Origin of the sequence: Glycomyces artemisiae (assembly GCF_003002955.1) — a bacterium.
Lineage (GTDB): Bacteria > Actinomycetota > Actinomycetes > Mycobacteriales > Micromonosporaceae > Glycomyces > Glycomyces artemisiae.
On record NZ_PVTJ01000005.1, the window covers coordinates 345,872 to 366,533 of the forward strand.

Sequence of the window (20,662 nt, forward strand, 5' to 3'; positions counted from 1 at the left end):
GGAGCACCAGATGAACCGACGAAACCGCCTCGCGGCGATCGTCGCGGGAGCGGCCACCGCCGTGGTCGCCGCGCTCAGCGCGGGCTTCCTCCTCAGCCCCAACGCGGGCGCGCAGGACGTCTCCGCACAGGCGCAAGCACTGTGGACGAACCCGAACACGGCGGCGGCCCGCTGGGTCGCCCAGAACCCGAACGACTCGCGCGCCAACATGATCCGCGACCGGATCGCCGAGACCCCCGCGGGCACCTGGTTCACCCAGACCAACCCCACGGGCGGGATCGCCGCCCAGGTCTCGGCCGTCGTCGACGGCGCGGCCGCGGCGGGCGCGGCCCCGATCATGGTCGTCTACAACATCCCCAACCGCGACTGCGGCGGCGCCTCCGGCGGCGGCGCGTCCAGCCACGAGGTCTACCGCGGCTGGATCGACCAGATCGCCGCCCAGATCGACGGCCCCGCGTACATCATCCTCGAACCCGACGTGATCGCGCACGACTGCTACAACTCGACCGAGCGGGCCCAGATCAACGCCTCGCTCTCGTACGCGGCCCAGAAGCTCAACGCCGCCGACCCCGCCGTCAAGGTCTACATCGACGCCGGGAACTCGGCCTGGCTCACGCCCAGCGTCGCGGGCTCGCGCCTCCAGGCCGCGGGCATCCAGAACGCGGACGGCTTCTCGCTCAACGTCTCCAACTACCGCACCACCGAGGAGTCCACCGCCTGGGCCAACCAGGTCCGCGGTATCGTCGGCTCCGGCAAGACCGCCGTGATCGACACCAGCCGCAACGGCAACGGCCCGCTCAACCCGCCGAACCCCAACGACTGGTGCGACCCGCCCGGGCGCGCCATCGGCAAGTTCCCGACCACCGCCACGGGCGTCGCGGGCATCGACGCGTACCTGTGGGTCAAGCTCCCCGGCGAGGCCGACGGCTGCGCGGGCGCCGCGGGCCAGTTCATCCCCGACCTCGCCTACCAGCTCGCGAACAACGCCGGCTCCGGCTGGCCCGGCCAGGTCGAGCCGACCGACCCGATCACCTCCGACGACCCCACCTCGGACGACCCGACCACCGGCGGGCCCTCCGGGGACTGCACCGTCCACATCGACACGGTCTCCTCCTGGAACGGCGGCTGGCAGGGCAAGGTCTCGATGACCGCGGACGAGGCCGTCAACGGCTGGACCGTCTCGTGGACCTGGCCGGGCGGGCAGTCGATCCAGTCGAGCTGGAACGCGCAGGTCACGACCTCGGGCTCCACGGTCACGGCCAAGGACGTCGGCTGGAACGCCGCCGTGGGCGCGGGCCAGACGAAGGAGCTGTTCGGCTTCGTCGCCTCCGGCTCGGCAGCGGACTTCGACGTCTCCTGCTGAGCAGAAAGCTGACCTGAGCCACAGAAGGCACCAGGTGTCCGGCCTGCGTCGCGGTTTCGCGACCTACACTGTCCGTGTGGCACAGTTCCAAGCGGCGCAGGCCGACACCGTCATCGCACCGAGCCTCCTGGCGGCGGACTTCGCCCGCCTCGCGGAGGCGGCCGACGCGGTCGAGGGCGCCGTGGACTGGCTCCACGTGGACGTCATGGACAACCACTTCGTCCCCAACCTCACGCTCGGCCCCCCGATCGTCAAGTCCCTCAAGGCCGCCACCGACATCCCGCTCGACTGCCACCTCATGATCGAGGACCCCGCGCGGTGGGCTGTCGGCTACGCCGAACTGGGCGCCTACAACGTCACCTTCCACGCCGAGGCCAGCGACGACCCCGTCGCGCTCGCGAAGGACTTGCGCGCAGCAGGCGCCAAGGCCGGCCTCGCCATCGACCGCGACACCCCGGTCGAGGACTACCTGGACCTCCTGCCCGAGTTCGACACCCTCCTGATCATGACGATCAAGGCCGGATTCGGCGGCCAGCAGTTCATCCCCGCCATGCTCGACAAAGTCCGCACCGCCCGCGCCCGCGCCGCCTCCGGCCACCTGGAGCTGCGCATCGAAGTCGACGGCGGCATCGCCGACGACACGATCGCGGCCGCCGCCGAGGCCGGGGCCGACGCGTTCGTCGCCGGGACCGCCGTCTACGGCGCGGACGATCCCGCCGCTGCGGCCGAGCGCCTGCGCGCCCGCGCCGACGCGGCGCGCTCCCCCCATTGAGCCGCGCATGGCCCCTTCCACCCCCGACCTGGTCCTGATCGCCGACGCCGACCCCGAGATCGCCGAGTTCCTGGCCTCGCGCCTGCGCGCCGACGGCTTCGACACGGCCCTCGCCCGCGACGGCTACCAGGCGCTCGCCGGGATCGCCCTGCGCCGCCCCGGCATCGTCCTGCTCGAAGCCGACCTGCCGTTCATCGACGGCCTCGCGCTCACCCGCCAGCTCCGCGCCGACCCGGCCACCGCGAGCCTGCCGATCATCCTGCTCGGCGCCCAGCCGTCCTCGGCCGACAAGATCGCCGGACTCAAGGCCGGGGCCGACGACTACATCGCCAAGCCCTTCGACCCCGCCGAGGTCTCCGCGCGCATCGACTCCGCGATCCGCCGCCACCGCGAGGTCCGCGAGTCCTCCCCGCTCACCGGCATGCCCGGCAACGACCGGATCCTCCGCGAGCTCCAGTCCTGGATCAAGCGCGGCGACCCGTTCGCCTTGTGCTACATCGACATCGACCAGTTCAAAGCGGTCAACGACGTGTACGGGTTCGTGCGCGGCGACGAGTTCATCAAGGGCCTCGCCGAATGCGTCTACTCCGCGGCGGGCGACGCGGGCGCCGCCCCGGTGTTCCTCGGGCACGTCGGCGGCGACGACTTCACGATCCTGTGCGTCCCCGAGCACGTCGAGGCCGTCACCGGCTTCCTCAACGACCACTTCGCGCGCCGCGTGCGCCAGCTGTGCGACCCCGAGGACGCCGAGCGCGGCTACATCGAGCACGCCGACCGCGTCTCGCGCCGCATGACCCGCTCGCGCCTGCCCACCCTCTCCATCGGCGTCGCCCTCTCCACGCAGCGGCGCTTCGCCGACGCCTACGAGGCCGTCGCCGAGGCCACCGCCCTCAAGAGCGTCGCGAAGTCCCACTCCGGGACCTACGTCGCCTACCCCGAGGGCCGCGCCCCCGGCCGCGGCGGGCGCCGCCCCGTGTTCTGGACGAACGAGCACTGACCGGCCTGCCGGCAAGTAGGGTGCGTCACAGTGCGGACCGCCGCGGAATAACTCCGTGGCACAATTCCTTGTAGCAAACGCGCGTCAGCGGGGTCGGTGCAATTCCGAGCCGGCGGTGAGCGGCAACAGCCGCGAGTCCGCGACCCGTCCGCAACCAGCGGACGGTTGACCTGGTGAGAATCCAGGACCGACGGTCAAAGTCCGGATGGGAGCAGACGCAACGCGGGCGGCCATTGATGGCCCCTGCGAGCTATTCTCTTGCCCCCGCCTGCGCGCCGCAGATTACGCAGCAGGTAGGGAGTTCCCATCGTGTTCACCGGAATCGTCGAAGAACTCGGCGAGGTCGTCAAGGCCAGTGAAGCGTTCCTGGCCGTCCGCGGCCCGCTCGTCACCTCCGACGCCGCCCTCGGCGACTCGATCAGCGTCAACGGCGTCTGCCTCACCGTCGTCCAAGTGGACGGCGACGTCTTCACCGCCGACGTCATGGCCGAGACCTACCGCCGCACCGCGATCGGCGACCTCCGCGAAGGCGACCGCGTCAACCTCGAACGCGCCGCCACCCTCACCACCCGCCTCGGCGGGCACCTCGTGCAGGGCCACGTGGACGGCGTCGCGCACATCGTCAAGCGCACCCCCGCCGCGGAATGGGAGGAAGTCACCTTCCGCCTCCCGGCCGGACTCGCGAAGTACGTGGTCGAGAAGGGGTCCATCACCGTCGACGGCACCTCCCTCACCGTCGCATGGATCGAGGGCGACGAGTTCAGCGTCGGCCTGATCCCCACCACCCTGGAAGCGACCACCTTGGGCCGCAAGCAGGTCGGCGACCCGGTCCACATCGAGACCGACGTCGTCGCCAAGCACGTCGAGAAGCTGCTGGAAGCCGCTGGAGGCACCCGATGAACGACATCCGCCTGGACACCGTCGACGACGCCATCGCCGCGATCAAGGCCGGCCGGCCCGTCATCGTGGCCGACGACGAGGGCCGCGAGAACGAGGGCGACATCATCTTCGCCGCCGAGGACGCCACCCCCGAGCTCGTCGCGTTCACGATCCGCCACACCGGCGGCTACCTGTGCGTGCCCATGCTCCCCGACCGCGCCGACCTGCTCCAGCTGCCGCCTCAGGCCGCCGAGAACCAGGACCCGCGCGGCACCGCGTACACCGTCACCGTGGACGCCCGCCGCGGCATCTCCACCGGCATCTCCGCGGCCGACCGCGCGCACACCATCGGCACGCTCGCGAACCCGGCCACCGTCGCGGGCGACCTCAACCGCCCCGGCCACGTCGTCCCCCTGCGCGCCAAGGACGGCGGCGTGCTCGTGCGCACCGGCCACACCGAGGCCGCCGTGGACCTGGCCCGCCTCGCGGGCAAGCAGCCCGTCGGGGTCCTCTCCGAGATGATGAACGACGACGGCACCATGATGCGCCTGCCGGACCTGCGCGGGTTCGGCGACGCCCACGGCATCCCCGTCATCACCGTCGCCCAGCTCGTGGAGTGGCGCCAGCGCAACGAGGTCCACGTCAAGCGCCTCGCCGAGGCCCGCCTGCCGCTCGAAGCGGGGGAGTTCACCGCCCTGGGCTACCGGGCCGTGTTCGACGGCAACGAGCACGTCGCACTCGTCAAGGGCGACATCGGGGACGGCGAGGACGTGCTCGTGCGCGTCCACTCCGAGTGCCTCACCGGCGACGCGTTCGGCTCGCTGCGCTGCGACTGCGGCCCGCAGCTCCAGGCCGCGCTGCGCGCGGTCGAGGCCGAGGGCCGCGGCGTCGTGCTCTACATGCGCGGCCACGAGGGCCGGGGCATCGGCCTGGTGCACAAGCTCCAGGCGTACCAGCTCCAGGACCAGGGCCGCGACACCGTGGACGCGAACCTCGAACTCGGCCTGCCCGCCGACGCCCGCGACTGGGGCATCGGCGCGCAGATCCTCGAAGACCTCGGCATCAAGTCGATGCGGCTGCTGACCAACAACCCGGACAAGCGCGCCGGGATCGAGGGCCACGGCCTCAAGGTCGTCGACCGGGTGGCGCTGCCGACGTACGCCACGCCCGACAACCTCGCCTACCTGACCACCAAGCGCGACCGGATGGGGCACCTCCTCGCGGACCTGCCCGTCCTGTCGCCCGTCACCGCAATGGAAGCCGCATAACATGGCCGGACACGGAGCACCCGCCCCCAAGGTCCCCGACGCCGCCGGGCTGACGCTCGGCATCGCCGCCACGGACTGGAACGCGAGCGTGGTGGAGCAGATGCTCAAGCGCGCGCTCGACGCCGCCGAGGACGCGAAGGTCGCGGAGGTCAAGGTCCTGCACGTCGCGGGCGCCGTCGAGCTCCCGATCGCCGCGCAGGCCCTCGCCCGGAAGTACGACGCCGTGGTCGCCCTCGGCACCGTCATCCGCGGCGGCACCGCCCACTTCGACTACGTCTGCAAGTCGGTCACCGAGGGCCTGACCCGGGTCGCGCTCGACGAGTCGACCCCCGTCGCCCACGGCGTCCTCACCGTCGACAACCAGGAGCAGGCCGTGGCCCGCGCCGGGTTCGCCGACTCCACCGAGGACAAGGGCTACGAGGCGGTCGTGGCCGCCCTCGGTGCGGCCCTTGCGATCCGCTCGCTCGACTAGCTGTAGTGCCGGAACTCCGGCCACAGCTCCGACCAGTTCAGGGCCGGACCGCGGCAGACGCCGACGGTTCGGCCCTGCTCCTCGTTCTCGACCCCGACGTGGTTGTCCAGCACGGCCACCGCCGTGCACTCCTCGAAGTAGTCGTCGACGCGTTCCAGCGGCAGGCCCACGGTGACCACGGTCGTCGCCGACTCCGGCGGCGGGCCGTATTCGAAGAGCGCGTTGTGGCCGCTGTAGACCGGGCCCGCCTGCGCGGCGTACCGGTCCAGCGCGCCCGCCTCGCCGTAGTTGGACGTGATGACGACCGTCCGCGCCGCCTCCTCGGGTGACAGGGACATGACGACCGACTCGACCTGGCGGGCATAGGCCCGCCAGCCGATCTGGTCGGGCACCGTCCCGTTCATGAGCGGGATCGGCGTGCCGTCAACGGCCTCAACGGGAATGAGCGGCAGTGCGACCACCGCCGAGACGGCCGCGTTCAGGGCGACCGCTGTGGTGAGGAGCGCCCGTCGCCCTCGCGAGGCCGCCCAGGCGGCGACCGGGACGCACCCAGCCGCGTAGACGGCGGCGAGGAGCCCGATCGGGTAGTAGAACTGCCCGCCGGTGACCAGCACGATCACCAGCAGCACTGGATAGGCGACGGCCAGCGCCCGGACCGGCCGCCACTCGGGCCGCCGGAAGAGCGCCCACAGCCCCGCGGCCCAGACCGGCACGAGGAAGACTCCGAGCAGCAGGAACTGGAACGGCAGCAGTAGGACGCGGTTCTCCGCGCCGTCCCCGTCGCGGATCGCCGCGGCCATTTCCAGCTGCGGCCAGCCGTTCAGAGCCTGGTAGATGAGGTTCGGCGAGCCGATCACGAGCATGAGCGCGACGCCGATCCAGAGCCACTTCGACCGCAGCCCGTTGGGTGAGCGGACTTCGAGGAGCCCCGCGGCGAGGCCGATGAGCAGCAGGACGATCAGGTGCTTGTTGTACAAGCCGATCCCGGCGGTCGCGCCGGCCGCGAGCCACCAGCGCGGATCGCGGGTGAGGGCACGGATCGCGAACAGCAGCACCGCGACCCACACGAGGAGGTCCACGGTCGCGGTCGACAGCAGATGCCCGAACCCGAGCGCGACCCCGGCGAAGGCGAGCCCCCAGACGCAGAGCGCCTGCGCGGCCTTCCCGCCGCCGAGCTCGCGGGTGATGAGGGCGGCGAGCCACAGCACGCCGACCATGCACAGGATCGACGGGAACCGGAGCGCCCAGACGGTGTTCCCGAGGGCCGCGATCGACAGGTGGCCGAGCAGGGGCGTCAGCGGCCCCTGGTCGGCATAGCCCCAGGCGGGCTTGAGCATCAGGAAGTACAGCTCGTCGCGGTGGTAGTCGTACCGGCCGTTGGTGATCGCGAGGACGGCGGCGAGCGCGAGGCTCGCCAAGGCCGGGTGGAGCTTGAAGAGAGGACGCATGGCGGCCTTTCGGGGAGAGGGGGTCCCGGACCGAGCGTACCGTGCGGACTCCTCACCGGCCCTTCGGCATCGGGCGCGCCGGACGGGTGCGCGGGCCGACCTGCACTGCGCCGGCCCGGCGCATCCGGGGCTAGGCCGCGTCGATCCGCGCGAAGTACGCGTCGACGAGGGGCTTGCCGACGCCGGTCATCCACTGCTCGAAGGTCAGCAGGCCCGGGTGGATCGCTTTGAGGGCCGGGATGTCGACCTCGATGCGGTGCTCGTTGATGAGCCCCAGGGTCTTCGCGGTCGACGGGCTCTGCTCGGCCACCGCGGCGGCGTCGATCGGCACGTACGGCACTTCGCGGCCGGTGACCCGGGAGATGATCGCGACCTTCTCCAGCTGCGTGATGTCGTCCCCGGCGAGCTCGTACGCCTTCCCGGCGTGCGTCTCGGGGTCGGCGAAGGCGATCGCGGCGAAGGCCGCGATGTCGTCGGCGGCGATGTGCGGCTCGTAGGTGTCGGCGTGGAGGAGCGAGACCAGGGCGCCGTCCTGGAGCTCCCGGAAGGAGTCGAAGGTGTTCTCCATGAACGAGGTCGGCCGCAGGATCGTGTACGGCAGCCCGCTTTCCCTGATCGCGGCCTCCGCCTCGGCCTTGCGCTGGAGCATGTCCATGTGGGGCTCCAGCGGCCCGCCCACGCCGACCGAGGAGGAGTGGACGAGGAACGCCGTCCCCGCCTCTTTCGCGGCCGCGGCGAGGTTCGCCGCCGAGCGCGCCTCGTGCCCGAGGTCGTGGCCGTAGGGCCCGCCCTCGTAGGCGCCCGCGTGGACGCTGAAGGCGCCCCAGGCGCCCTCGGCCGCCGCGGCGAGCGAGGCCGGGTCGTCCAGGTCGCCGCGCACGACCTCCGCTCCGGCCTCCTTGAGCGCCTTCGCTTTGGCGCTCGCCGGGTCCCGGGTGAGGGCCCGGACGCCCCAGCCGTCGGCGAGGAGCCGGGCGGCGACGGCCCCGCCTTGACGGCCGGTCGCGCCGGTCACGAGAATGGTCCTGTTCGCAGGCATACTGCGGTCCTTTCCGTTCCTGTAGTCGCCGACTAGTATCGGAGGCGGCGACCCGGTTACTGAAACGGAACAGTACACCCGTTTATCGGCGGGCGCGAGAGGGGGCACTGTTGCAGACGGCAGTGAAGCGGGTCGAACGCGCTGACGCGCAGCGCAACCGGCGGAAGGTCCTGGAGACCGCTGACCGGCTCTTCGGCGAGCGCGGCACCGCGGTGTCCCTCGGGGAGATCGCCGCCGCCGCGGGGGTCGGCGCGGGCACCGTCTACCGGCACTTCCCCACGAAGGACGCCCTGCTCGCGACGGTCCTGGACCACCGCCTGTCGCAGATCGCCGAGTACGGCGAACGGGCGCTCGGCGAGCGCGACCCCGACGCCGCGTTCTTCGGCTACCTGCGGTTCGTCACCGGCCGGGCCCTGGAGAACCGCGCCATCTGCGAGGCCCTGACCGCCCGCGGCGACTGGATCGAGCCCGAGAAGGCCGGCGGCCGCTGCGTCATCGACAACCCGCTGGCCCAGCTCCTGCGGCGGGCCCAGGAGGCGGGCGCCGTCCGGTCCGACCTCGACCCTGGCGACGTGCGCGCCCTCATGTCGGGCTGCACCGGCATCGCCGGGTCCGCCTCCTCCCGCGAGCAGGCCCAGCGGCTCGCCGAGATCGTCTGGGACGGTCTCCGCCCGCAACGAAACCCCGAATCGAGTAACGAAACCTCGGCTGTCACCGAGACTCGTAACGAAACTGCCGTAACGGAAGGCGCCTGCCCGGTCTGCGGCACCCCCGTCGCCCATGCCGGAACCGGCCGCCCCGCCAAGTACTGCTCCCCGGCCTGCCGCCAGAAGGCCTTCCGCGACAAGCGGAAAGGGGCCTAGTCAGGCCCCTGGCAACCGGTTGGCAAACGCTCGCCTAGGATCGTGCGGAGCCGACCGCGAAGGAGGCCGCCATGGCCCGCCGATTCCCCCCGCACGTCCTCCGACCCGTGACCGACCTCGACGGCGTCTGGGACTTCGCCTACCTCGGCGACGTCGAGCCCGACGACGTCGATCCCGCGACCCTCGCCTTCGACGACGTCATGGCCGTCCCCGGCTGCTTCGACGCCACCCCCGCCTACGCCGGCCGCCGCGGCCTCGCCGTCTACCGCACCCGCGTCGCCGCGCGGCCCGGCCTCCAGCGCCTCGTCTTCGAAGGCGTGCAGCACTGGTGCCGCGTCCTGTGGAACGGCGAGCCGATCCGCGACCACGCGGGCGGCTTCACGCGCTTCACCGCCGAGACCCGCTCCGACGGCGGCGAGGCCGAGGTGATCGTCCTGGTGGACAACCGCTTCGGCGAGCGCTCGCCGCTGCACATGGAGCACTTCGACTGGTACCACTTCGGCGGCATCAGCCGCTCCGTCGCCCTCCACCGCCTCGGCCCGGTCCGCATCGACGCGCTCGCGGTCGACACGCTCTCCGTCGACGGCCGCCGCGTCGAGGTCCGCATCGACTACACCGCCGACGCGCCCGCCACCGCGCCGCTCGCGCTCTCCTGCGACGGCCGCGCGCTCCTCGCCGAGGACGTCGACCTCGACACCGCCGGAACCCTCGTCCGCACCGTCGAGATCCCCTGGGCCGCACCGTGGACCACCGCCGAGCCGAACCTCTCCGTCCTCGCCGCCGAACTCGGCGGCGACGATTTGCGCGAGCGCTTCGGCCTGCGCCGCATCGCGGTCGAGGACGCGCCTCACCCTCAACGGCGAGCCCCTGACCCTCCTCGGGGTCAACCGCCACGAGCTCCACCCGCAGTTCGGCCACGCCCAGCCCGCCGGGCTCCTCGTCGCCGACGTGCAGCAGCTCAAGGACCTCGGCGCGAACTTCGTGCGCGGCAGCCACTACCCGCTCGATCCGCTGTTCCTCGACCTGTGCGACGAGGCGGGCCTGCTCGTGTGGGAGGAGTCGATCGGCTGGCAGTACCCTGTCGAGCACCTCACCGACCCGGCGTTCGTCGAGTCGCAGCTCGCGCACATCGACGAGATGGTCGCCGCCGCGCGCAACCACCCCTCGGTGATCCTGTGGGGCGTCCTCAACGAGTGCCCGAGCTGGTCGGAGGCCGGATACCCGGTCTACGAGCGGCTCCTGGGGCGCCTGCGCGAGCTCGACGCGACCCGGCCGGTCACGTACGCGAGCCTGAACGCCCACGACGACAAGTGCTTCGACCTCGTCGACGTCGTCAGCGCCAACACCTACCCGGGCTGGTACTGGGGCGACGTGCCGGGCATCCCGGCCGAGGTCGACCGCATCGCCGCGCACGTTGACGCCCTCGGGCACGCCGGCAAGCCGCTCATCATCTCCGAGATCGGCGCGGGCGCGGTGCCGGGCTGGAACGACGCCAACCGCTCACTGTGGACCGAGGACTACCAGACCGACCTGCTCACCACCGTCGTCGACCACGTGATCGGCCACGACCGCATCTCCGGCCTCGCCATCTGGGTCTTCGGCGACTTCCGCACCACCGAGCACCGCGACATGCTCCTCAAGCGCCCCCGCGGCGTCAACGACAAGGGCGTCGTGGACGAGTACCGCCGCCCGAAGCAGTCGTACAAGGCCGTGCGCGAGCGGTTCCAGGAGCACCGCCGTAAGGCCTGAGCCGCAACGTGAAAGGGGCCTCCCGCCGAGCGGCGGGAGGCCCCTTCGCTCACGTGCTGAGCGAGTAACTGTTGACCCGGAAGTCCTTGCCTCCCGAGGACGAGGTGATCTCCCAGCCGAGCTGGATCTGGTCGATCCTGACGTTCGGCATGCGCCCGGTGTTCACCAGCCACTGGCAGATCGCGGTGATGTTCACCGACCCGCTGGTGAACTGGCTGTCCGCCAGGAAGCTGTACACGGGGTTCGAGCCGTTCGAGCCCTGGTGGTAGCGCCAGTTGCGGCCGCCGAGGTTGACCGTGGTCTGCTGGCCGCCGATCGGCCCGACCGGGCCGTACCACTGCGTCCAGATCATGATCTCGTGCGCGTGGCCGTTGCCCCACACGTCGTACGTCGTGTTGTAGGCCAGGCCCGACCCGGTGGGCACCGTGACGTTGAAGTTGCTGGAGACGTTCCCCATGCTGGAGACGGTGCGCCCCAGCGTGTACGACACGTTCGGGTAGGACTTGATGCCGCCGGTGTTCGGGTGGTTCGCCCACACGCCCCAGTTGCTGTAGGAGTTCGCCCAGATCGACTGCGGCCCGTAGCCGGAGCCCCAGACGTTGTTGTAGAGCGTGTAGGCCCCGTTCTGCCAGGTGCCCCAGCGGTCCGAGGAGGACCAGGTGGCGGCCTGCGCCGGGGATTGGAGGGCGCCGACGGCGCCGGCGGTGGCCAGGGGGGCGGCCATCGCGGCGGTGAGGAGCGATCTGCGTCGCATGGGCGGAGCGCCTTTCTCGTGAAGCACGGTTCCAGTCGCGACATGCATTCGATGAATGTCGATGTTTAAATTAGATCATACGACTAAATTAATGTCCAGGCCCGAATCCTCCGCATCTGCCCCCGCCGTGATCTCGGTCTCGGGCGTCCCGCACTCCGGTCGCCGCGCCGCGTCGGCGGCGGCCCGCGCCGCCGCGGCGCGTAGCATTCACGGATGTGAAGACCTTCGAGCAGCTCTACGCCGAACTTTCCGAGAAAGCAGCCACCCGACCCGAGGGCTCCGGCACCGTCGCCGCCCTCGACGCCGGCGTCCATGCCATCGGCAAGAAGATCGTCGAAGAGGCGGCCGAGGTCTGGATGGCCGCCGAGTACGAGTCGGACGAGGCCGCGGCCGAGGAGATCTCCCAGCTCCTCTACCACCTCCAGGTGATGATGGTCGCCCGCGGCATCAGCGTCGACGACGTCTACCGGTACCTCTAGAAAGGCCCATCCGCATGCTCCGCATCGCCGTGCCCAACAAGGGCGCGCTCTCACAGGGCGCCACCGACATGCTCACCGAGGCCGGCTACCGGCAGCGCCGCTCCAGCCGCGACCTCCAGTCCATCGACGCCGACAACGGCGTCGAGTTCTTCTACCTGCGTCCCGGCGACATCGCCACCTACGTCGCCTCCGGCGACCTCGACCTGGGCATCACCGGCCGCGACCTCGCCGTCAACTCCGGCGCCGAGGTCGAAGAGGTCCTCGCGCTCGGCTTCGGCCGCTCCACGTTCCGCTACGCGGGCCGCCCCGGCGTCATCGACTCCGTCGCGGGGCTCGACGGGAAGCGCATCGCGACCTCGTACCCGGGCGTCGTCCAGCGCGACCTCGACGCCCACGGCGTCAAGACCGCCATCGTCGAGCTCGCGGGCGCCGTCGAGAACGCGATCGCCCTCGGCGTCGCCGACGCCATCGCCGACGTCGTCGAGACCGGCACGACCCTCAAGCAGGCCGGGCTCGCCGTCTTCGGCGACCCGATCATGCACTCCGAGGCCGTGCTCGTCCGAAAGAGCGGCAACGGGGCCGGCGCGGCCGTCGAGCAGCTCCTGCGGCGCCTGCGCGGCGTCCTCGTCGCCCGCTCGTACGTGATGCTCGCCTACGACGTGCGCGCCGAACTCCTCGAAGCCGCGGTCGAGCTGACCCCCGGCATCGAGTCGCCGACGGTCTCGCCGCTGCATCGGGAAGGGTGGGTCGCCGTCCAGTCGATGACCGAGCGCGCCGACCTGCACCGCGTCATGGACGCCCTCTACGAGCTCGGCGCCCGCGGCATCCTCGCCTCGAACATCGACGCCTGCCGCCTCTGATCACGACAGCCGCGGCCGCTCCAGTGCGGCCGCGGCGTCCGCCCGGTCCCGCAGCTCCGCGGCCATCGCGACCGCCTCGCGCGCGTCCCGGTCGACGGCCACGGCGTCGTGCCCGACCCCGCCCGCGGCCATCGCCCGCACCGTCGCCAGGCCCTGCATCCGCTGCACGCGGCCCTGCGTCACCTTCACCGACTGGATCCGCGCGTACGGCAGCGCCACATGCGTGTTCACCCACAGGCCGTGGCGCACCACGAACGCCCGCTCGGTGAGCGCAGCACCGGTCCGCTTCCACCGCAACGGCATCCGCCACCGCGCCCGCTGTGGCGGCCGCTCGGTCGCGAACACGCTCGGCAGGTCCGGGACCGCCGCCGCGGCCACCGCCGCGACCTCGTCGGGCCCGCCCACCGGCAGCGCCGTCGTCGACCGCACCGCGGTCGCGCTCTGCTGCGCCACCGCGGCCGTCCACACCTCCACGCGCTTCCACTGCCGTGAGCGCCACAGGACCGGCTCCGCGAAGCTCACGCCCGTCACCCGGTCCACCGGGACGGTCTCGTGGCTCGTGTCCGTCAGGCCCCGCTGGATGAGCAGGTTCGTGCCGTCCCGCGCGATCCGGAACCGCCCGTTGCGCAGGAACCGGTTCACCGCCGCGATCGTGCTCTGGATGTAGCCCACCAGCGCCGGGGCCAGGAACCCCACCCACACGACCGTGGCGACGCGCGTGAACCCGAAGATCGACCCGGCCACCGCGAACGCGGTCCCGAACACCGCCAGGAACGTGATCTGCGCCGGCAGCGCCTCCAGGAACGAGGCCAGCGCGAGGCGCCGCACCGTCAGCTGCGGCACCAGCAGCCCCGCGTCCCGGTCCGGCACCGCCTCCGGCGCCTCCTCGTCCTCCGCGGGCTCGGCGACCGGCGCGGCCGGGCGGCCCGCTATCGCCAGCAGCTCCGCGCGCAGCGCCAAGGCCCGGTCGGCCTTCAAGTACGCCAGCCGCGCGTCCGTGCCGTCGCCCCCGGCGACCTCGATGTTCAACTGCGCCAAGCCGAACAGCCGGGCCCGGATCGGCCGCACCAGGTCCACCGACTGGAGCCGCTCCAGCGGGACCGTGCGGTGGCTGCGTGTGAACACCCCGCCGTAGATGTGCAGCTCGCGGCCCCAGATGACGAAGCCGCGGTACTGGAGCGCGATGAGGCTCGCGATCCCGCCGATCACGGCCGCCGCGAGCGCGATGTAGATCGCGAACAGGAAGTTCCGCGACGTGAACGCCTGGATGCCAGCGGCCGCGGCCGCCGCGGTCAGGAACCGGAAGCTCTCCAGCAGCGGCGTGAGCGGGTGCAGGCGCTGGCGCTGGACGCCCTCCGGCGGGGCGCTCGGCGCCGCGACCGGTACCTCGGGCCCGAGCGGAGCAGCCGCCAGCGGGGGAGCGGGCTCGTCGCTCAAAGGCCCTCCCGGACCTCGGCGGCCCGGAGGGCGAGCCGGTCGCGCAGCGCGGAGGCGACCGCCGGTTCGAGGCCCGGCACTTCGGACGTGGAGCCGAGGGCCGCGGTGCGGACCTGGACCGTGGTCAGGCCGAACATGCGCTCGATGGGCCCCGCGGAGAGGTCGATGAGCTGGATGCGGCCGTAGGGGACGATGTTCAACCGGCGCGTCAGGAGCCCGTGGCGCACCAGCAGGTCCTCCTCGCGCTCGGCGTAGCCCCAGGTCGCGACCGTGCGGGCCACGGCCCAGGCCCGCAGCCCCGCGAGGAGCACGTACCCGCAGAGGGCCCACAGGACGCCGCGCCAGCCGAGCCAGATGCCCAGCGGCACGGCCGCCACGACGGCGAGGAGGAACAGGTTCAGCAGGCTCCGCAGCACCCACACGGTGCGCAGCTTCGGCGACATCGGCTGCCAGGTGACCTCGCCGGGCCACAGGTCCCACACCGGGACCGTCTTCGCGCTCATGCCTTGATCATTCCACTCGCCGCGTCTCGCACGGGAATCCGCGCGCAGTGAGGAAGTCGCGCAGGACCGGCAGGTGCTCCTCGCACGCGGCCCAGCGCTTGACGCGCTCGGCGCCGTGGATGCGCGGGTTGCGCCACAGCAGCATCCACTTGGCCTCGGCGCGGCAGCCGCGGGAGGAGCACACAGGGTTCTCGTCGGACACAGTGCGATTGTGCGTCATGCGCGTCAGCCGTGGCGAGGCCACACGGCTGTGTCGATGAACGCCTCGACCGCCTCGATGACGTCGGCGAGGGCGTGCGCGGAGTCCACGAGGGGGCGCCCGCGCAGGAACATGCCGTGGTCGGCGCCGCGGATCTCGCACACCTCGCCGGGCAGCTCGCGCGCGAGCGCGCCGTTCCACGCGGGGTCGGCGGTGCCGCCGATGAGCAGGAACGGCGCGGTCGCGCGGCGCAGGGCCTGGACGATCGGGTAGTCCTTGAGCAGCGGCGTGAACCAGACCGCCGGGAGCCCGTGGTGGGCGGCGAGGACGGCCGCGGCGGTGCCGAGGGACTTGCCGACGAGCAGCGGCGGGTCGTCGTTGTGGACGCGGTCGAGGACCGCCTCGGTCTGCTCGCAGACCCCTTCGATCATGGTCTGCTCGTCGGCGGCGAGCCGGTCGACGTCCGTCCACTGGATCGGGTACGTGCGCGCCCCGCGCGACTGGAGCGCGACGTGGGTGTACATCAGCAGGGGCCCCTGGACGCTGTAGTTGCGTCCAGGAAGGAGGAGGGCCTGGCGACGACGGGGCATGAGAGTGATTCTAGTTCGGTCGGAGGCGCCGGTCCGGTCCTTGAAACGCGCCCTGCCCGGAGACGAGAAGACCCGCACGACCACGGGGGAAGTCGTGCGGGTTGGGGAAAGCATAGCGCTCCGACATTTCGCAGCAACGGATTGAATCCGCGCGGCGTGTCACTCCGCGGGGCAAAAACCCCCTGGGGGTTTGCCGAATCACGGCGTGCGCAGTCTAGACCTGCTGCGCCCCAAGGGGTTCGGTGAGAACTGTCGGGTTCCCGACAAAAGGCGGTGCGATGTCCCGAAACGGGTCCCTCCGGGCCCCTGCGCCTCTGAGGAGCGCGCATTACCATCGACAGCACCGGACCACTTGACAGCCACGTCGCCGAACATGAGAGCTGGAGCCGATATGGGATCACCCGAGGGATCGGGAGCGAACGGCCTGCCGACGCCGGCGGAGAACGCCGCGCTGCTGGAGAAGGCCCTGTTCGAGATCAAGAAGGTCATCGTCGGCCAGGACGCCCTGGTGGAGCGCATGTTCGCGGCCCTCCTCGCCCGCGGCCACTGCCTCATCGAAGGCGTGCCCGGCGTCGCGAAGACCCTCGCGGTCGAGACCATGGCGAAGGTCGTCGGCGCCGAGTTCAACCGCATCCAGTTCACCCCCGACCTGGTGCCCGCCGACATCGTCGGCACCCGCATCTACCGCCAGTCCTCGGAGTCCTTCGACGTCGAGCTCGGCCCGGTCAACACCAACTTCGTGCTCGCCGACGAGATCAACCGCGCCCCCGCCAAGGTCCAGTCCGCGATGCTCGAAGTCATGGCCGAGCAGCGCATCTCCATCGGCGGCCAGACCCACGTCCTCCCCAAGCCGTTCCTGGTCATGGCCACCCAGAACCCCATCGAGCAGGAGGGCGTCTACCCCCTGCCCGAGGCCCAGCGCGACCGCTTCCTGTTCAAGGTCAACGTCGGCTACCCCACCGACGCCGAAGAGCGCGAGATCGTCTTCCGCATGGGCGTCGACTCGCCCATCCCCGAACGCGTCCTCGACACCGACGACCTCCTGCGCCTCCAGCAGGCCGCCGACGGCGTGTTCATCCACAACGCGCTCGTCGACTACGCCGTGCGCATCGTCATGGCCACCCGCAACCCGACCGCCGCGGGCCTGGGCGCCATCGCCCGCCACATCCAGTACGGCGCCAGCCCCCGCGCGTCCCTCGGCCTCATCCGCGCCACCCGCGCCATCGCGCTCCTGCGCGGCCGCGACTACGCGCTCCCGCAGGACCTCGACGACATCGCGCCCGACGTGCTGCGCCACCGCCTCGTCCTCTCCTACGACGCCATGGCCGACGGCATCACCGCCGACCGCCTCGTCGGCCAGCTCCTCGCCGCCGTCCCCGCCCCCACGGTGACGCCCCGCCAGGACGCCGCGCCGCGCCCCGCCGAACCGGCCTACCAGCAGCCGCCGCAGCCGGGGGCCTGGTAGCCGCGTGAACGCCGCCGACCTGCGCGCCCTCGACCGCCTCCAGCTCATGGTCACCCGCCGCCTCGACGGGCTCCTGCACGGCGACTACCTGGGCCTGCTCCCCGGCGCCGGGTCCGAGCCCGGCGAAGCCCGCGAGTACCGGGCCGGGGACGACGTGCGCCGCATGGACTGGCCCGTCACCGCCCGCACCACCGTGCCGCACGTGCGCACCACCATCGCCGACCGCGAACTGGAGACGTGGCTCGCGATCGACCTGTCGCCGAGCCTCGACTTCGGCACCGTCGGCATGCTCAAGCGCGAGCTCGCCGAAGGCGCCGTCGCCGCCTTCTCCTACCTCGCCGGACGCGGCGGCAACCGCATCGGCGCCGTCGTCACCGAAGGCGGCCCCGCGAAGGCCATCCCGCCGCGCCCCGGCCGCGGCGGCGCCCGCTCGCTCCTGCGCGCCGTCACGAGCCTGCCGCGCGGCGAAGGAGCGGGCAACCTCGCCGAGCTCATCGACAAGACCCGCCGCCACGCCCGCCGCCGCGGCCTCGCCATCGTCGTCTCCGACTTCCTTGAGGACGAGGACAACCCGAGCGACTGGCCGCGGGAACTGCGCCGCCTCGCCGTGCGCCAGCAGGTCCTCTGCGTCGAAGTCCTCGACCCCGCCGAACTCGCCCTCCCCGACGTCGGCGTCCTCGACCTCATCGACCCCGAGACCGGCGCCGTCGTCGAAGTCCAGACCGGCAACGCGCGCTTCCGCGCCCGCTACGCCGAGGCCGCCGCCGAGCAGCGCGCCCGCATCGCCGCCGGCATCCGCTCCGGCGGCGCCGCGCACCTGCGCCTGTCCACCGGCTCCGACTGGCTGCGCGACATCGCCGCGTTCGTCGCCGAACGCCGCCACCTCGCCGCCTACCGCTAACGCCTACAACGCCAAGGAGAACCGTTGATCCGCCTGCTCGAACCCGCGTGGCTGCTGGCGCTCATCCCCGTCGCGATCCTCGCGGCGGTGTACGTCTGGGCCCAGTTCGCCCGCAAGCGGATCGCCGTCAGGTTCGCCAACGCCTCGCTCCTCGCCAAGCTCGTGCCGAAGCTCCCCGGCTGGCGCCGCCACCTCCCCGCGGGCCTGCTCGTCATCGCGCTGGCCGTCCTCGTCGGCGGCATGACCCGCCCCGCGGTCGACGTCGAGGAGCCGCAGGAGCGCGCCACGATCATCCTCGCGATCGACGTGTCCCTGTCGATGATGGCGACCGACGTCGACCCGACCCGCATCGACGCCGCGAAGTCCGCGGCCTCCGACTTCGTCGCCGAGCTGCCCGAGCAGTACAACGTCGGCCTCGTGTCCTTCGCCGGATACGCCTCGGTCGTCGTGCCCCCCACCAAGAACCGCGCCGAAGTGACCTCCGCGATCAACGGCCTCACCCTCGCCGAGGCCACCGCCACCGGCGACGCCGTGTTCGCGTCCCTCCAGGCCGTGCAGCAGGTCATGCCCGACGAGTCCGGGCAGCTCGCGCCCGCCCGCATCCTCCTGCTCTCCGACGGCTACCGCACCGCCGGGCGCACCGTCGACGAGGCCGGGGAGGCCGCCGCCGCGGCCGAGATCCCCGTCTCCACCGTGGCGTTCGGCACCGACGAGGGCGTCATCGAACTCGACCAGGAGCTCGTCTCCGTGCCCGTCGACCGCGAGGCCCTCGCCGGGCTCGCCGAGGAGACCGGCGGCGAGTACTACGAGGCCGTCACCGCCGAGCAGCTGCGCGCCGTCTACGAGGACATGGGCTCGTCCCTGGGCTACCGGACCATCGCCGAGGACGTCTCGCAGTGGTTCATCGGCACGGCGATGATCCTCCTGTTCGCCGCCGCCGGGCTGAGCCTGGCGTGGACCTCCCGCCTCACCTGAGTCTGTCCGGCACCACACGGTGCGTGAAGGCCCCTTCGCCCCTGAAGTGGCCCGTCGCTACGATCGTCGGTGGCTTCGTACAAAGAACATGAGGGAGTTCGGACAATGGCGCGCACGGTCCTGGTCACCGGAGGCAACCGCGGAATCGGCCTGGCGATCGCCAAGGCCTTCGCGGCCCAGGGCGACAACGTCGCCGTCACCCACCGCGGCTCCGGCGCCCCCGACGGCCTCTTCGGCGTCCAGTGCGACATCACCGACACCGCGTCCGTCGACGCCGCGTTCACCGAGGTCGAGGACAAGTTCGGCCCCGTCGAGATCCTCGTCGCCAACGCCGGGATCACCGACGACACGCTGCTGCTGCGCATGAGCGACGAGCAGTTCGAGCGCGTGATCGACACCAACCTCAAAGGCGCCTGGCGCGTCGCCAAGCGCGCCTCCTCGAAGATGCTCCGCGCCAAGTTCGGCCGCATGATCTTCATCTCCTCGGTCGTGGGCCTCTACGGCAACGCCGGGCAGACCAACTACGCCGCGTCCAAGGCCGGTCTCGTCGGCCTCGCCCGCTCCGTCACGCGCGAACTCGGCTCGCGCAACATCACCGCGAACGTCGTCGCCCCCGGCTTCGTGCAGACCGACATGACCGATGCGCTCCCCGAAGCCCAGCGCAAGGCCTACCTCGACTCGATCCCCGCGAAGCGCTTCGGGGCCGTCGAGGAGATCGCCGGAGCCGTCACCTGGCTCGCGGGCGACAGCGCCGCCTACGTCAACGGCGCGGTCATCCCCGTCGACGGCGGCCTGGGCATGGGCCACTAGGCCCGGATAGTTTTCAAGCACTGATCACGCACGGAGGAACACACATGTCTGGAATCTTGGACGGCAAACGGCTGCTCGTCACCGGTGTCATCACCGAGCAGTCCCTCGGCTTCGGCGTCGCCAAGTACGCGCAGGAGCAGGGCGCCGAAGTGGTCCTCACCGGTTTCGGGCGCCTCTCCCTGGTCGAGCGCATCGCCAAGAAGCTCCCGAAGCCCGCGCCGGTCGTCGAGCTCGACGCGACCGACCCCGAGCAGCTCGCCGGGCTCGCCGACAAGGTCCGCGAGCACGTCGACGGCCTCGACGGCGTCCTCCACGCCATCGCCTTCGCCCCGCCCGGCGCCCTCGGCGGGAACTTCCTGAACACCGAGTGGGCCGACGTCGCCAAGGCCGTCGAGGTCTCCACGTTCTCCTACAAGTCCCTCGCCGTCGCCTGCCTCCCGCTCATGGAGCACGGCGGCGCCGTCGTCGGCCTCGACTTCGACGCGCAGCAGGCCTGGCCCGTGTACGACTGGATGGGCGTCGCCAAGGCCGGCCTGGAGTCGGTCAACCGCTACCTCGCCCGCGACCTGGGCCCCAAGGGCATCCGCGTCAACCTCATCTCCGCGGGCCCGCAGCGCACCATGGCCGCGAAGTCCATCCCCGGCTTCGAGGCGTTCGAGGAGGCGTGGACCAAGCGCGCCCCGCTCGGCTGGTCCCTCACCGACTCCGAGCCCGTCGCCAAGGCCTGCGCGGCCCTCCTGTCCGACCTGTTCCCGGCCACCAGCGGGGAGATCATCCACGTCGACGGCGGGTTCCACGCCGTCGGAGTCGAGCGCACACAGCAGTAGCGGAGCCGCCTC

The 20,662-nt window shown here is 71.8% G+C and carries 23 protein-coding genes and 1 riboswitch; of the genes, 15 read left to right on the plus strand and 8 right to left on the minus strand.

Annotation, left to right across the window (positions count from 1 at the left end):
* The first annotated feature begins 10 nt into the window (after nucleotides 1–10).
* The 6 genes from B0I28_RS15080 to ribH all read left to right on the plus strand — a co-directional run bounded on the left by B0I28_RS15080 (nucleotide 11) and on the right by ribH (nucleotide 5,751).
* On the plus strand, nucleotides 11–1,363 hold the full coding sequence (locus B0I28_RS15080) for a glycoside hydrolase family 6 protein (RefSeq protein WP_106364655.1): 1,353 nt from the start codon (nucleotides 11–13) through the stop codon (nucleotides 1,361–1,363).
* Between the two features lie 76 nt (nucleotides 1,364–1,439).
* The gene (gene rpe, locus B0I28_RS15085) at nucleotides 1,440–2,135 is read left to right on the plus strand and encodes a ribulose-phosphate 3-epimerase (RefSeq protein ID WP_106364656.1); all 696 of its coding nucleotides are present in this window, start codon (nucleotides 1,440–1,442) and stop codon (nucleotides 2,133–2,135) included.
* A gap of 7 nt (nucleotides 2,136–2,142) precedes the next feature.
* Entirely contained in the window at nucleotides 2,143–3,132 is a 990-nt protein-coding gene (locus B0I28_RS15090) for a GGDEF domain-containing response regulator (protein ID WP_106364657.1), read from the plus strand.
* Nucleotides 3,133–3,211: 79 nt separating this feature from the next.
* Nucleotides 3,212–3,353, plus strand: a riboswitch (FMN riboswitch).
* 88 nt (nucleotides 3,354–3,441) lie between these two features.
* Nucleotides 3,442–4,032, plus strand: a complete 591-nt coding sequence (locus B0I28_RS15095) for a riboflavin synthase (RefSeq protein ID WP_106364658.1) — start codon at nucleotides 3,442–3,444, stop codon at nucleotides 4,030–4,032.
* Nucleotides 4,029–5,279 carry a bifunctional 3,4-dihydroxy-2-butanone-4-phosphate synthase/GTP cyclohydrolase II gene (locus B0I28_RS15100; protein ID WP_106364659.1) on the plus strand — a complete coding sequence of 417 codons (1,251 nt, stop codon included), beginning with the start codon at nucleotides 4,029–4,031 and terminating at the stop codon, nucleotides 5,277–5,279. The genes B0I28_RS15095 and B0I28_RS15100 overlap by 4 nt, the downstream gene beginning before the upstream one ends.
* 1 nt (nucleotide 5,280) lies before the next feature.
* On the plus strand, nucleotides 5,281–5,751 hold the full coding sequence (gene ribH, locus B0I28_RS15105; RefSeq protein ID WP_106364660.1) for a 6,7-dimethyl-8-ribityllumazine synthase: 471 nt from the start codon (nucleotides 5,281–5,283) through the stop codon (nucleotides 5,749–5,751).
* Here ribH and B0I28_RS15110 read toward each other — a convergent pair.
* A complete protein-coding gene (locus tag B0I28_RS15110; protein ID WP_106364661.1) occupies nucleotides 5,748–7,199 on the minus strand; it encodes an ArnT family glycosyltransferase in 1,452 nt (483 codons plus the stop codon). The genes ribH and B0I28_RS15110 overlap by 4 nt on opposite strands.
* Before the next feature lie 130 nt (nucleotides 7,200–7,329).
* Nucleotides 7,330–8,238: an NmrA family NAD(P)-binding protein gene (locus B0I28_RS15115; RefSeq protein ID WP_106364662.1), complete on the minus strand. Its 909-nt coding sequence runs from the start codon at nucleotides 8,236–8,238 to the stop codon at nucleotides 7,330–7,332.
* A 110-nt stretch (nucleotides 8,239–8,348) separates the two neighbouring features.
* Here B0I28_RS15115 and B0I28_RS15120 point away from each other — a divergent pair, with 110 nt between their 5' ends.
* Nucleotides 8,349–9,101 carry a TetR/AcrR family transcriptional regulator gene (locus B0I28_RS15120; protein ID WP_181245797.1) on the plus strand — a complete coding sequence of 251 codons (753 nt, stop codon included), beginning with the start codon at nucleotides 8,349–8,351 and terminating at the stop codon, nucleotides 9,099–9,101.
* Here the strand turns inward: B0I28_RS15120 and B0I28_RS15125 are convergent.
* Nucleotides 9,098–9,952, minus strand: coding sequence for a hypothetical protein (locus tag B0I28_RS15125; RefSeq protein ID WP_146148114.1), 855 nt, complete (start codon nucleotides 9,950–9,952; stop codon nucleotides 9,098–9,100). The genes B0I28_RS15120 and B0I28_RS15125 overlap by 4 nt on opposite strands.
* Before the next feature lie 16 nt (nucleotides 9,953–9,968).
* Here B0I28_RS15125 and B0I28_RS15130 point away from each other — a divergent pair, with 16 nt between their 5' ends.
* Nucleotides 9,969–10,850 (plus strand): glycoside hydrolase family 2 TIM barrel-domain containing protein, encoded by an 882-nt coding sequence (locus B0I28_RS15130; protein ID WP_245888993.1) that lies wholly within the window; start codon nucleotides 9,969–9,971, stop codon nucleotides 10,848–10,850.
* 49 nt (nucleotides 10,851–10,899) lie between these two features.
* Here B0I28_RS15130 and B0I28_RS15135 read toward each other — a convergent pair whose 3' ends face one another.
* Complete coding sequence (locus B0I28_RS15135; RefSeq protein ID WP_106364666.1) at nucleotides 10,900–11,604, minus strand: GH12 family glycosyl hydrolase domain-containing protein; 705 nt, start codon at nucleotides 11,602–11,604, stop codon at nucleotides 10,900–10,902.
* A gap of 215 nt (nucleotides 11,605–11,819) precedes the next feature.
* On the opposite strand from B0I28_RS15135, the gene B0I28_RS15140 reads away from it, so the two are divergent.
* Together B0I28_RS15140 and hisG are read left to right on the plus strand one after the other, a co-directional pair.
* A complete protein-coding gene (locus B0I28_RS15140) occupies nucleotides 11,820–12,083 on the plus strand; it encodes a phosphoribosyl-ATP diphosphatase (protein ID WP_106364667.1) in 264 nt (87 codons plus the stop codon).
* Nucleotides 12,084–12,097: 14 nt separating this feature from the next.
* Nucleotides 12,098–12,943, plus strand: coding sequence for an ATP phosphoribosyltransferase (gene hisG / locus B0I28_RS15145; RefSeq protein WP_106364668.1), 846 nt, complete (start codon nucleotides 12,098–12,100; stop codon nucleotides 12,941–12,943).
* Here hisG and B0I28_RS15150 read toward each other — a convergent pair whose 3' ends face one another.
* From B0I28_RS15150 to B0I28_RS15165, 4 genes are read right to left on the minus strand one after another with little or no spacing between them, the layout of a single operon-like run.
* Nucleotides 12,944–14,380, minus strand: a complete 1,437-nt coding sequence (locus tag B0I28_RS15150) for a PH domain-containing protein (protein ID WP_106364669.1) — start codon at nucleotides 14,378–14,380, stop codon at nucleotides 12,944–12,946.
* Nucleotides 14,377–14,883, minus strand: a complete 507-nt coding sequence (locus B0I28_RS15155; RefSeq protein WP_106364670.1) for a PH domain-containing protein — start codon at nucleotides 14,881–14,883, stop codon at nucleotides 14,377–14,379. The genes B0I28_RS15150 and B0I28_RS15155 overlap by 4 nt, the downstream gene beginning before the upstream one ends.
* A 7-nt stretch (nucleotides 14,884–14,890) precedes the next feature.
* A complete protein-coding gene (locus B0I28_RS15160) occupies nucleotides 14,891–15,085 on the minus strand; it encodes a hypothetical protein (RefSeq protein WP_219926776.1) in 195 nt (64 codons plus the stop codon).
* A gap of 23 nt (nucleotides 15,086–15,108) precedes the next feature.
* Entirely contained in the window at nucleotides 15,109–15,672 is a 564-nt protein-coding gene (locus tag B0I28_RS15165; RefSeq protein ID WP_106364672.1) for an alpha/beta fold hydrolase, read from the minus strand.
* Nucleotides 15,673–16,045: 373 nt separating this feature from the next.
* Here B0I28_RS15165 and B0I28_RS15170 point away from each other — a divergent pair, with 373 nt between their 5' ends.
* The 5 genes from B0I28_RS15170 (at nucleotide 16,046) to fabI (ending at nucleotide 20,650) form a co-directional block, all read left to right on the plus strand.
* Nucleotides 16,046–17,137, plus strand: a complete 1,092-nt coding sequence (locus B0I28_RS15170; protein ID WP_106364673.1) for an AAA family ATPase — start codon at nucleotides 16,046–16,048, stop codon at nucleotides 17,135–17,137.
* 4 nt (nucleotides 17,138–17,141) lie between these two features.
* Complete coding sequence (locus tag B0I28_RS15175; protein ID WP_245888987.1) at nucleotides 17,142–18,038, plus strand: DUF58 domain-containing protein; 897 nt, start codon at nucleotides 17,142–17,144, stop codon at nucleotides 18,036–18,038.
* Between the two features lie 24 nt (nucleotides 18,039–18,062).
* Nucleotides 18,063–19,013 (plus strand): VWA domain-containing protein, encoded by a 951-nt coding sequence (locus tag B0I28_RS15180; RefSeq protein WP_106364674.1) that lies wholly within the window; start codon nucleotides 18,063–18,065, stop codon nucleotides 19,011–19,013.
* Nucleotides 19,014–19,118: 105 nt separating this feature from the next.
* Entirely contained in the window at nucleotides 19,119–19,823 is a 705-nt protein-coding gene (locus tag B0I28_RS15185) for a beta-ketoacyl-ACP reductase (RefSeq protein WP_106364675.1), read from the plus strand.
* Between the two features lie 44 nt (nucleotides 19,824–19,867).
* Nucleotides 19,868–20,650 carry an enoyl-ACP reductase FabI gene (gene fabI, locus B0I28_RS15190; RefSeq protein ID WP_106364676.1) on the plus strand — a complete coding sequence of 261 codons (783 nt, stop codon included), beginning with the start codon at nucleotides 19,868–19,870 and terminating at the stop codon, nucleotides 20,648–20,650.
* Nucleotides 20,651–20,662: the final 12 nt, after the last annotated feature.